The following is an 11,842-nucleotide window of genomic DNA, read 5'->3' as shown; positions in this document are numbered from 1 at the left end:
CTCGAAATAAGCGGTGCAAGGAATCAACGGCCAAGGGTAGCGCTATCGGGCCCTTGTGCGCACCAGCCACAGGCGAACGCCTGGCCGATGTGCCGCGCGCGCTGCTCGGCATCGAGCACCCATGGCCTGGATTGCCAGGGTGGCTGGTGGCGCAGGTGCTGGGTGTGGCCGCAGGACAACTCAACCACCCAGTGGCCTTCTTGGTCCTCGTGCCAGCCGGTGATCCGACTGATGGGGCAGTGCTCGCCCGCACTGCGGTCGCAATCGAGCGATGCCTTGGTTACACTTGTGCGCTCTACATTCTTTTGCAAAAGGTCTTGCCCCATGCTGATCGCCGCCAACAAGGCAGTCTCCATCGACTATACCCTGACCAACGACGCCGGGGAGACCATCGACAGCTCCGCCGGTGGCGCGCCGCTGGTTTACCTGCACGGTGCCGCCAATATCATCCCTGGCCTGGAGAAGGCCCTGGAAGGCAAGCAAGCCGGTGACGAGCTGGAAGTTGCCATCGAGCCAGAAGACGCCTACGGCGAATACCTGGCCGAGCTGGTCAGCACCCTGAACCGCAGCCTGTTCGAAGGCGTCGACCAGCTGGAAGTGGGCATGCAGTTCCACGCTTCGGCGCCCGATGGCCAGATGCAGATCGTCACCATCCGCGATATCGACGGCGACGACATTACTGTCGACGGCAACCATCCACTGGCTGGCCAGCGTCTGAACTTCAAGGTCAAGGTCGTCGACGTGCGTGACGCCAGCGATGAAGAAATCGCTCACCGCCACATCCACGGTGAAGGTGGCCATCACCACTGATTTTCTGCGCTAAGCTCAGAAAGTCGCCAGGCGCTCGGACGAGCCGGCATGCTTCCAAACGGAAGGTGCGCGGCTTGCAAGAGCGCCTTTTTAGTGGGCGCAATTCGCCCCCAGCGGCAACCTGCAACCTCAGAGGGGATTGATCATGAGTGCATTTCACGACCTGACGTTGAAAGCGCTGACCGGCGAGGACCTGCCCCTGGCACCGTTCAAAGGCCAGGTCGTGCTGGTGGTCAATGTGGCCTCCAAATGTGGTTTGACGCCGCAATACGCCTCGCTGGAAAAGCTCCAGCAGCAATTCAAAGGCAAAGGTTTCAACGTGCTGGGTTTGCCGTGCAACCAGTTCGCCGGGCAGGAGCCTGGCAGCGACAAGGAGATTCTGGAGTTCTGCAGCCTGAACTATGGCGTGAGTTTCCCGCTGGCTGCCAAACTCGAGGTCAATGGGCCGCAGCGTCATTCGTTGTATCGCCTACTGGCAGGCGAGGGTGCTGAATTCCCTGGGGATATCAGCTGGAATTTCGAAAAGTTCCTGGTGGGTAAAGATGGCCGGGTGCTGGCGCGCTTCGCTCCACGCACTGCCCCGGATGACCCTTGCGTGGTCCAGGCTATCGAAAAGGCCCTGGGCTGACTGCATTCGAGTTCGCGGCTGATTCAGCTTGCACGCTCGTGCCCTCGATACCGGCGAATCACTCCGATCAATGATGCTTGGCCAGGCTGTGCGGGGCCCATAACCTCTGGTGTAGTTCCTCACACAGACGCAAGCGCCCCCATGTCCAGCAATCCTTTGTTCCAGCCCTTCACCCTTGGCGCACTCGAGCTGCCGACTCGTGTCGTCATGGCGCCGATGACCCGTACGTTTTGCCCTGGTGGAGTACCACATGCAGGCGTGGTCGAGTACTACCGGCGCCGCGCTGCCGCGAACGTTGGCCTGATCATCACAGAAGGCACCACGGTGGACCACAAGGCAGCCAACGGCTACCCGAATGTGCCGCGCTTTCATGGTGAAGATGCCCTGGCCGGCTGGCAGCAGGTGGTCGATGCCGTGCATGCCGAAGGTGGCCGTATAGTGCCGCAGTTATGGCATGTGGGCATGGTTCGGCGCCTGGGATGCGAGCCGGATGCCAGTGTGCCCGGTTACGGGCCCAGCGAGAAAACCAAAGACGGCCAGGTGCTGGTGCAGGGTATGAGCGAAGCTGATATTCGCGAAGTGATCGACGCTTTCGCCCAAGCGGCGCGCAATGCCAAAGCCATTGGGATGGATGGCGTCGAGATTCATGGTGCCCACGGCTATCTGATCGACCAGTTCTTCTGGGAGGTCAGCAACCGTCGCACCGACGCCTATGGTGGCGACCTGGCTGGCCGCTCGCGTTTTGCCATAGAACTGATTCAGGCCGTGCGTGCGGCCGTCGGGCCAGATTTCCCGATCATCTTCCGTTTCTCGCAGTGGAAGCAGCAAGACTACAGTGCTCGCCTGGTGGATACGCCTCAAGCCCTCGCTGCGTTTCTCGAGCCGCTGTCGGCGGCGGGTGTGGATATCTTCCACTGCTCGACCCGACGCTTTTGGGAGCCTGAGTTCGAAGGCAGCGAGCTGAACCTGGCCGGGTGGACACGTGCCCTGACCGGCAAACCAACCATCACCGTCGGTAGCGTGGGGCTCGATGGCGAGTTCCTGCAGTTCATGGTCGACACCGATAAAGTGGCCAAACCTGCCAGCCTTGAGGGCCTGCTGCGGCGGCTGGGCGATGAGGAGTTCGACTTGGTTGCGGTCGGGCGTGCCTTGCTGGTGGATGCCGAGTGGGCCCTCAAGGTGCGAGAAGGGCGTGAAGCGGATGTGCTGCCCTTCAGCCGTGAGGCGTTGACGACTCTGGCTTGACCCCCAGCGTGACGTGGGCGCCGGCTGGCGACGACAGGCAGGCGTCCATCAGGTGGGCTTCGAACTGCTCGACGACTGCCGGCCAACCTTGCCGGCTGGCGTGCTGGCGTGCATTGAGACGGATTCGGCGCAGCGTTTCATCTTCTTCCAGCAGCCAGCAGGCGGCCTCGATGAACGCCGCTTGGTCACCAGGCATGGCCAGCGTGCCACTGTGGCCGTGGCGGATATGCTGGGCGGCGGCGGCTTCGTCGTAGGCGACGACTGCCAGGCCCGAGGCCATGGCCTCGAGCACCACATTGCCGAAGGTTTCGGTCAGGCTCGGAAACAGAAACACATCACCACTGGCGTAATGCTCGGCCAGGGCCTCCCCGCGCTGGGCACCGCAGAACACCGCACCTGGAAGCTGCTGCTCGAGGCTGGCCCGTTGCGGGCCGTCGCCGACCACCACAAGCCGTAGATGCCGTTGTGGGTGAGCGTTTTGCATCTTTTGCAGGCACGGGCCCAATAGCGCCAGGTTCTTCTCCGCAGCCAGGCGCCCAACGTGCAGTACGGCAATGTCGTCGCTCCCAAGGCCCCAGCGCTCACGTAGCGCCTGGCTACGGCGTGCTGGGTTGAACAGGCCAGCGTCCACCCCACGGGTCAGCAGAGCCAGGCGTTCGAAGCCACGGCGTTGCAGGGCCAGGCACTGGCTCACGCTGGGTACGAGCGTGGTAGCGGTGCGGCGGTGAAACCAGCGTAGGTAATGTGTGAGCAGCCGTGCCAGCAGGCCAAGGCCGTACTTGCTGCAATATTGCGCAAAATTGGTGTGAAAACCGCTGACCACCGCCACCCCCAGGCGCCTTGCCGCGCGCAGGGCGCTCAGGCCCAATGGCCCTTCTGTAGCGATGTAAAGCACGTCAGGGCGTTGCCTGCGCCAATGGCGGATCAGCTTGTGCATCGACACTTCACCCCATTGCAGGCCGGGGTAACCCGGCAGCGCCCAGCCACGGCACAGCAACAGGCTTTGCATATCGCCGGTCCATGGCTCGTTCGCTTGCCGCGGACGAACGATCTGAACGTGGTGGCCGCGCTGTCGCAAGCCTTCACTGAGGTGGCCGAGTGTGTTGGCCACGCCGTTGATTTCGGGCGGGAAGGTTTCGCTGACCAGTGCGATGCGTAGTGCGCGTGTATTCATGGCAAAAGTCTGTGCCCGCTGCATTGCGCTCGAATGACAGGCGTGTGACGCGCATGTGACGCCGGATTGTCGGCGGGCGAGGCCCTCAGAATATTTCTTTTTGGAGTGCTCAAGGGCAGCCTGGCGCAGCCGATGAAGTTGCATCCTAATCGGTCAGATGCGCTCCGGGAGAGCGGTGATGTTCAACAGCAAGCTCAAGAATGAAATCCAGCAACTGCGCGAAGAGCTGAAGGCTATCGAGCAGGTCAAGAATAGCCTCGACAGTGAAATGCTGGTGCTGCACCTCGACCCGCAGGGGCGCATCGAGCAGGTCAACGGCAACTTCGAGAGCGAGATGCTCTACCGCGCCGAGCAACTGATTGGCCGCAACATCGAGGATATCGTGCCGGCGCATGTGAAACAGCTGGATTTCTACCAGCGCATGAAACAGGCCATCAGCCGTGGCGAACATCTCAACGGCGCTTTCCGCCTGCTGCGCGGCAACGGCCAGGAGGCATGGCTACGTTCGATCCTGCAGCCGGTGAAAAGTACCGATGGGCGGCTCAGATATTTCACTATGCACTCCAGTGATCTGACTCGCACCATCGAAGCTTCCCGAGAGCATGAAAGCCTGATCAAGGCGCTGATGCGCTCCACTGCGGTCATCGAGTTCAACCTCGACGGTGAAGTGCTCACGGCCAATGATCGCTTTCTGCAAACGGTGGGCTACAGCCTGGACCAGGTCCGAGGCAAACATCACCGGATGTTCTGCGAACCAGCGCAGGCCAACTCTGCCGATTATCAGGCGTTCTGGGATAAGCTGCGCCGCGGCGAATACGTGGCTGATCGTTTCAAGCGTATTGACGCCCACGGGCGTACGGTCTGGCTGGAAGCCTCCTACAACCCGATCTTCGATGCCCACGATGTGCTGTACAAGGTGGTCAAGTTCGCCACCGTGATCACCGACCAGGTCAATCAGGAGCAGGCTGTGGCGCACGCCGCCGACATTGCCTACAACACCTCGCTTGAGACCGATAGCAGCGCCCGCAAGGCTACCGAGGTGGTCACCCAGACCGTCGAAGTTATGCGCGGCCTGGAAGGCTCCATGCAAAACGCTGCCAACGGCATCGAGGCGTTGGACAAGCAGTCCAAGGTGATCGGCGCAATCATCAAGACCATCAGCGACATTGCCGGGCAGACCAACCTGCTGGCGCTCAATGCCGCCATCGAAGCTGCGCGCGCGGGTGAGCAGGGCCGGGGTTTCGCCGTCGTGGCCGATGAAGTGCGACAGTTGGCATCTCGTACCAGCAGCGCCACCGAGGAAATCGCCAGGGTTGTGCAGCAGAATGAGCAGTTGGCCCAGGCGGCGGTGGACATCATCGATACCAGCAAGCGCCAGGCCGAGCAGGGGTTGGCCCTGGCAGCCGATACCGGTGGGGTGATCGTCGAAATTCAGGAAGGTGCGAAGAAGGTGGTGGATGCGGTAGGGCAGTTTTCCAGTCACCTGGTGCAGTGATCACGGCAACCCGCCGGTAACGACAACCTTCAGGTCATCAGCCACTGCCTGTACCGCTCGGGCCACTGCATGGTTGGCGTGCCCGGCCTACCCATACCGAAACCATGGCCACCGCTGGCGTACAGATACCTCTGCACCGGCACATGAGCGGCCTCGCAGGCCGCCGCCATGATGAGCGTGTTGTGCGGATCGGCTATGGGATCATCCTCGGCCTGCACCAGAAACATCGGGGGCGTGTGCGCTGTTACGTAACGCTCAACCGACCATCGGGCATTCTCGGCCGGGCTGGCGTGGGCGCCTACCAGTACCTTGTGGGTCGAGGTGTGGGAGTAGGGCGCTTCAAGCGTAATGACTGGGTAAATCAATGCTGCCCGATCAGCATAAGCAGGCGCATGGTCAAGGTGGTCGACGGCAGGATAGGACTGAAAGTCGGCGCGTGTTGCCGCCATGCCCATCAGATGCCCACCCGCTGAGAAGCCTAATACCTGCACATGCTGTTCTCGGCTACGAATGATACGCAGGGCACGTTGCGCGTCCTGCAAGGGCGCCATCGCGCCCTGCTGCCAGCCCTCGGCAGGCAGCCGGTAGCTCAACACGTAGGCCGTGTACCCCAGGCTCACTAGCCACTGGGCGGCAGGCCATGCTTCGCTGGCCATCTCGATCCGTTTGTAGCCACCGCCGCCTGCCACCAGCACAGCCCGCCCATTGGGACGCTGGGGTTTGAAAACCCGCAGCGAAGGCACTGCAATATTGGTCAATGCCCCCTTTGCCGACAAATGCTCGGCACCGGTTGGCCCATCGGCGCCCGGCGCTGCGCCTGGCCACAGCGTGAGCGTCTCGCTCTGCACTGGCAGCGTTGCCGTATGCCCGCTGCCCAGGCGCAGCGCAAGCAATACTGCGGCAGTCTTTGTGAAAAAATCTCGACGATGCATAGGGATGGCCGCAGTTATCGAGCAGGTCCAACCATCGTCAGATGGTCGGGGCCAGGCGTGCGCGCTCAGTCCCGCTCACGCACCCAGAACAATGTAGCCCCAGCCACCGCCGCTGGCATCATCAGCACGTTTACCCCTGGTATCAGCAGGGCCAGGTAAGTGATGCCGCCAAAACCCAGCGACTGCCAGCGCTTGCTGCGCAGCCAGGCGAGCATGTCCTGCCAGCTCATTTTGTTGTTGTCTGCCGGGTAGTCGATGTACTGGATGGCCATCATCCATACGCCGAAGATCAGCCACAGGGGTGCGGCCACCACATTGACCACCGGGATCAGCGACAAGATGAACAGGCCGATCGCCCGCGGCAGAAAGTAAGCCAGCTTGCGCATTTCGCGGCCAAAGGTGCGCGGCACCATGGCTACCAGCTCACCCCAACTGAACGCCGGGAACGGGTCTTTGCCACGTACCACTACTTCGACCTTTTCGGCGAGAAAGCCGTTGAACGGCGCGGCGATGACGTTGGCCACCAAGGTGAAGGTGAAGAACACCATCAGTACCAACAAGGCGACGAACAGTGGCCAGAGAATGTAGGAAAGGAAGCTCAGCCAACTTGGCAGCGTCGGCATCAGCGCATCGAGCCACAGGCTGAATTCGTGCCCGGCGAAATAGATCAGGCCACCGAACAGCAGCAGGTTGATGGCCAGCGGCAGCAGCACGAACATCCGCAGGTTGGGGCTCAGCACCAGTTTCAGGCCTTCGCGAAGATACTGGGGGCCGGACAGGACAGGGGCTTGCATTGGGTCACTCCGCAAAGAAGGAAAACGCGCTGACCTTACCGATTTTGCGGCGCCGACGAAAGGCAGGCATTGATGAAGAAACCGGCTGTAACAAATGTGTCTGGGCCCTTTTCAGCACTCGAATTTGCAGATAGAGGATGCCTATGAGGTGGATTGTCGAAGGATATTTCCTTAATCTCTGCCACCTCGCTACAGTGCGCTCAAGTTTTCGTTTTTAGGGCCTGCGCATTCAAGCCTTCCCCAAGTGCCGCGCAGGTCCTTTTTAATTTCCAGCTGGCGGCCCCAGTGGCCTGCTCGACAGGAGTTCGACATGTCTGAAGTACGTCATTCACGCGTCATCATCCTTGGTTCCGGCCCTGCCGGTTACAGCGCCGCGGTTTACGCCGCCCGCGCCAACCTCAAGCCACTGCTGATCACCGGCATGCAGGCAGGTGGCCAGCTGACCACCACCACCGAAGTCGACAACTGGCCGGGCGACCCCCACGGCCTGACCGGGCCGGCGCTGATGCAGCGTATGCAGGAACACGCCGAGCGCTTCGAGACCGAGATCGTCTTCGATCACATCAACGCCGTCGACCTGGCCAACAAACCCTTCACCCTGCAGGGCGACAGCGGCAAGTACACCTGCGATGCGCTGATCGTCGCCACCGGCGCCAGCGCCCGTTACCTGGGCCTGCCGTCGGAAGAAACGTTCATGGGCAAGGGCGTATCGGCCTGTGCCACCTGCGACGGCTTCTTCTACCGCAATAAGCCGGTGGCTGTGGTCGGCGGCGGTAACACCGCCGTAGAAGAGGCACTGTACCTGGCCAACATCGCCAGCAAAGTGACCCTGGTGCACCGCCGCGAAACCTTCCGCGCAGAGAAAATCCTGGTCGACAAGCTCAACGCGCGAGTTGCCGAAGGCAAGATCGAGCTCAAGCTCAATGCCACTTTGGATGAAGTGCTGGGCGACAACATGGGCGTGACAGGTGCGCGCTTGAAAAACAACGATGGCAGCAGCGATGAGATCAAGGTCGACGGCGTGTTCATCGCCATTGGCCACACGCCGAACACTTCGCTGTTCGAAGGCCAGCTGACCCTCAAGGACGGCTACCTGGTCGTCAACGGTGGCCGTGAAGGCAACGCCACTGCCACCAATGTCGAGGGCGTATTCGCCGCTGGCGACGTGGCTGACCACGTTTACCGCCAGGCAATCACCTCGGCCGGTGCCGGCTGCATGGCGGCACTGGATGTCGAGCGCTACCTGGACGGTCTGGCTAACGCCTCGTTCTGATTCGCATCTAAAAAACCGGCCAGCTGGTATAACGCCGGTCAGCCAAGGCCGATTAGGCTGGCTGTTTTGCAGCCTTTCACGGGTGAACCCGCGTAAGGCTGCAACGCGGCCGCCAATCGATAACCCCTTGACTGACTGCAGTTAGCTACCTGGCCGGTTTTTTCATGCCTGCGATTCGCTCACAGGCTCAGCCGCATCGACAGATCCACAGCCTTCACATCCTTGGTCATTGCGCCAATGGAAATGAAGTCGACGCCGGTCTCGGCAATCGCTCGCAAGGTACTTTCGTTGACGCCGCCGCTGGCTTCGAGCTTGGCCTTGCCAGCGGTGATGGCCACCGCCTCGCGCATCTCGTCAAGGGTCAGCTCGTCGAGCATGATGATGTCCGCGCCAGCGCTCAACGCCTGGCGCAACTCATCCAGGCTTTCCACTTCGATTTCCACCGGCTTGCCGGGGGCAATGCGGTGCGCCGCTGCCACGGCCTCGGCCACTCCGCCGCTGGCGGCGATGTGGTTTTCCTTGATCAGGAACGCGTCGTACAAGCCGATGCGGTGGTTGTGACAGCCACCGCAGGTGACTGCGTACTTTTGCGCAAGGCGCAGGCCCGGCAGGGTCTTGCGGGTGTCGAGCAGGTGCACCTGGGTGCCCTCGACCAGGTCCGCCAGGAACCGCGCACGGGTAGCGACACCCGACAGCAGTTGCAGGAAGTTCAGGGCACTGCGTTCGCCGCTGAGCAGCGAACGTGCCGGACCTTCAAGGTGAAACAACGGTTGGTTGGCCGTGGCACGTTGGCCATCGACCACCTGCCAGTGCACCGCCACGCGCGGGTCGAGCTGGCGGAAAACCGCATCTACCCAGGCGGTACCGGCAACCACGCAGTCTTCGCGGGTGATGATGGTGGCCTTGGCCAGGCGCTCAGCCGGGATCAACTGCGCAGTGATGTCGCCACTGCCGATGTCCTCCAGCAGCGCGCGGCGCACATTGGCTTCGATCTCGGCAGTCAGGTCGGCAAGGCGTAGGTTCGGCATGGTTGGCTCCACAAGCAAGTTGGCGGCGATTATAGGGCAGGGGCGCTACGTCGTGTACAGCAGCCCGGCAGGCAACCTTTGGTCAGGTCAGCTGAGCACGTTTGCAGATGCGCAGTCTCTACCCATAACGAACGGGGCTGGCAGCGCACCGATTTTTTATCGATAATGCGCCCAACATTTGGCGTCATAGCTTTGACGATTAGTCGCCTCAACCTACACGTCACCTAACAAGGAGTCGGGGATGCAGAAACAAGGCAAGGTGGTGCCCCTCGCGGCTGCCATCGACAAAGGCGCAAACACGCCTTTGCCTTGCCTTCCGGTTTTGCTTCTGCAAGTGCGTGACAAGGCCGCGATGCAGTTGCGCGAGGGCCTACAGGCGTTGTTCGACAATGCTGACGACATGCTCTTCGAAATGGCCGACCGCGCGGTCGATCGCGTCAACCAGAACCTCTATTTCGAGGCTATGCGCGACCTGCGCCTGAAGCGCAAAAGCATCGAACGCGGCTTTCTCGATATCTTCTACGATGCTTTCTCCCGCATTGGCCAGCCCGATCCCTTGGGCCGGCATGAGCAGGGCAATAAGCTCCAAAAAGAACGTACCGTAGCCGTCGACGGCATGGTTGCACGGGTGCTGTCACGCGATGGCCATGCCCTCGAGCAATTAGGGGCACGCTTGCAGTGCCTGGTGGCGCGGCACTTGGACCAACAGCAGAATCCACTTGGGCCGGCAGCGCTTTGTGCCTACTTCCTCGACGCCGGGCGCAACCTGGGGGTGGGCCTGCGGGTCAAGTTGATCGTGCTCAAACTGTTCGAGCGCTATGTGCTGCGTGATATCGACAGCGTCTATGCAGAGGCTAACCACCTACTGGCCGCTGCTGGCGTGATGCCAGAACTGCAACCGGCACCGCGACGGCGCGCCGACGACCGGCGCTTGAGTGCGCGGCACGTGTCGACCCGCCTGCCGGAGCACACCCTGGGGCCAGCGGATGCCGGGCATGCCTTCATGGATGACTTGCAAGCCCTACTGGCGCCATGCCGCGGCCGCTTTGCCCCACGTTTGCAAGCCACTGCCGCCAGCCAGCCAATCAGCACCGCCGACTTGCTGCGCTTGCTTTCACATCTGCAACACTATGTGCCAGCTTCAGTTGACGATGATGACTTCGACCTAGGGCAGCAGCTCGAACAACTGCTGCTCAGGGTCAGTGTACGCAGTGGCACCCGGCGCCGAATCCCCTGCGCCGACGAAGACATGATCAACTTGGTCGGGCTGCTGTTCGAGTACATCGCAGCCGACCCCAACCTGCCTTCGAGCCTTCGCGCAGTCATCGTCCGCCTGCATATTCCGTTGCTGAAGGTGGCACTGTTAGACAAAAGCCTGTTCAGCCGTACCAGCCACCCGGCGCGGCGCCTGCTCAACGAGTTAGCCGCAGCTGCGATGGGCTGCGAAGGCAGGAACGAATGCCTGCGCGACAGCCTGCATTTGCGCATCGAGCGGACTGTCCAGCGTCTGCTCGGTGACTTCACTGACGATATGGCGATTTTCGTCGACCTTCTTCAAGATTTTCTGACGTTCAGCCAGGGCGAGCGTCGTCGTAACGACCTGCTCGAGCAGCGCACGCGCGATGCCGAAGAAGGCCGTGCCCGCGCCTTGCAGGCCCGCCTGCAGGTTCAGCAAGAACTCAACCAGCGTCTGCGAGGCCGCACCCTGCCTGAGGCGGTGGTCAACATGCTGGTTCAGGGCTGGAGCCAGGTGCTGTTGCTGGCATGGCTCAAACAGGGCGAGCCCTCCCAGGCTTGGCGGCAGGCACTGGCGACCATGGACACTCTGCTTGCCAGCATCGTCCCGGGGCAGCAACCGCAATCGTTGCTGGAACAGGTCCCCGGCCTGCTCAAGGCCCTGCGCGAAGGCTTAGCCAGTGTGGCACTGGATGCGGCAGCCACGCGCGATTTCTTCCAGCAGCTTGAGCAACTGCATTTACGCGCGTGCCAGGGCGCGGCGTCGCTTACTGGCGGCGATGACCTGGCACAGGTGCTGGTGGCAGAGGACATCGTGCTGGCCATCGCCGAAGAGGCCGCATGTGCGCCGTTGCAACATGACGAGCCAGTGGAGCAAATGCGCACGGTCCAGCGCTTGCGGGTCGGTAACTGGGTGGAGGCGCTCGACGACGACGAGCCACTGCGCTGCAAACTGGTCGCGCGTGTCGACGGCAGCGACCGTCTGGTGTTCGTCAACCGCACCGGCATGAAAGTGCGCGAGTGGAGCCAGGCGGGCCTGGCTCAAGCCCTGCACCGGGGTGCAGTGCGCCTGCTGGATGATGGCCCACTGTTCGAGCGAGCACTGGATGCCGTGCTCGACGGGCTGCGCCAGCAACAGGCGCGCTGAGCGTTTGGCCTTACAATCATTCACATGCAAAGCGGCCCACGGGCAGGGCATACTGCAGCTCTGTACTGGTGCTTTTCAGG

11 protein-coding genes are annotated in these 11,842 nt (G+C 61.8%); 6 read left to right on the top strand and 5 right to left on the bottom strand.

The genetic code is table 11. The features are described 5' to 3' along the window. Positions 1-23: 23 nt before the first annotated feature. Positions 24-326, bottom strand: coding sequence for a DUF3565 domain-containing protein (locus tag HU725_RS19110; protein WP_186478319.1), 303 nt, complete (start codon positions 324-326; stop codon positions 24-26). Between HU725_RS19110 and HU725_RS19105 the strand changes: the two genes are divergently transcribed. From HU725_RS19105 to HU725_RS19095, 3 genes are all read left to right on the top strand, one after another. Beyond that, positions 325-810, top strand: coding sequence for an FKBP-type peptidyl-prolyl cis-trans isomerase (locus tag HU725_RS19105; RefSeq protein WP_060477603.1), 486 nt, complete (start codon positions 325-327; stop codon positions 808-810). The genes HU725_RS19110 and HU725_RS19105 overlap by 2 nt on opposite strands. A gap of 145 nt (positions 811-955) precedes the next feature. Beyond that, positions 956-1,438: a glutathione peroxidase gene (locus HU725_RS19100; protein WP_060477578.1), complete on the top strand. Its 483-nt coding sequence runs from the start codon at positions 956-958 to the stop codon at positions 1,436-1,438. 141 nt (positions 1,439-1,579) lie between these two features. Further along, the gene (locus tag HU725_RS19095) at positions 1,580-2,683 is read left to right on the top strand and encodes an NADH:flavin oxidoreductase (protein WP_186478290.1); all 1,104 of its coding nucleotides are present in this window, start codon (positions 1,580-1,582) and stop codon (positions 2,681-2,683) included. Here HU725_RS19095 and HU725_RS19090 read toward each other — a convergent pair. Then, positions 2,652-3,857 carry a glycosyltransferase family 4 protein gene (locus HU725_RS19090; protein WP_186478291.1) on the bottom strand — a complete coding sequence of 402 codons (1,206 nt, stop codon included), beginning with the start codon at positions 3,855-3,857 and terminating at the stop codon, positions 2,652-2,654. The two genes, HU725_RS19095 and HU725_RS19090, sit on opposite strands and share 32 nt — an antisense overlap. A 178-nt stretch (positions 3,858-4,035) precedes the next feature. On the opposite strand from HU725_RS19090, the gene HU725_RS23015 reads away from it, so the two are divergent. Then, positions 4,036-5,352, top strand: coding sequence for a methyl-accepting chemotaxis protein (locus HU725_RS23015; RefSeq protein ID WP_186478292.1), 1,317 nt, complete (start codon positions 4,036-4,038; stop codon positions 5,350-5,352). A 29-nt stretch (positions 5,353-5,381) separates the two neighbouring features. Here HU725_RS23015 and HU725_RS19080 read toward each other — a convergent pair whose 3' ends face one another. Further along, on the bottom strand, positions 5,382-6,284 hold the full coding sequence (locus HU725_RS19080; protein WP_186478293.1) for an alpha/beta hydrolase: 903 nt from the start codon (positions 6,282-6,284) through the stop codon (positions 5,382-5,384). Positions 6,285-6,349: 65 nt separating this feature from the next. Then, a complete protein-coding gene (cysZ, locus tag HU725_RS19075) occupies positions 6,350-7,078 on the bottom strand; it encodes a sulfate transporter CysZ (protein WP_186478294.1) in 729 nt (242 codons plus the stop codon). A gap of 310 nt (positions 7,079-7,388) precedes the next feature. Between cysZ and trxB the strand changes: the two genes are divergently transcribed. Beyond that, on the top strand, positions 7,389-8,351 hold the full coding sequence (gene trxB / locus HU725_RS19070) for a thioredoxin-disulfide reductase (RefSeq protein WP_059396049.1): 963 nt from the start codon (positions 7,389-7,391) through the stop codon (positions 8,349-8,351). A 179-nt stretch (positions 8,352-8,530) separates the two neighbouring features. Here trxB and nadC read toward each other — a convergent pair whose 3' ends face one another. After that, positions 8,531-9,379: a carboxylating nicotinate-nucleotide diphosphorylase gene (gene nadC / locus HU725_RS19065; protein ID WP_186478295.1), complete on the bottom strand. Its 849-nt coding sequence runs from the start codon at positions 9,377-9,379 to the stop codon at positions 8,531-8,533. Between the two features lie 241 nt (positions 9,380-9,620). Between nadC and HU725_RS19060 the strand changes: the two genes are divergently transcribed. Beyond that, positions 9,621-11,762: a DUF1631 domain-containing protein gene (locus HU725_RS19060; protein WP_186478296.1), complete on the top strand. Its 2,142-nt coding sequence runs from the start codon at positions 9,621-9,623 to the stop codon at positions 11,760-11,762. Positions 11,763-11,842: the final 80 nt, after the last annotated feature.

Source organism: Pseudomonas promysalinigenes (assembly GCF_014269025.2).
GTDB classification, from domain to species: Bacteria; Pseudomonadota; Gammaproteobacteria; order Pseudomonadales; family Pseudomonadaceae; genus Aquipseudomonas; species Aquipseudomonas promysalinigenes.
This window is presented reverse-complemented; position numbering and strand designations above follow the sequence as displayed.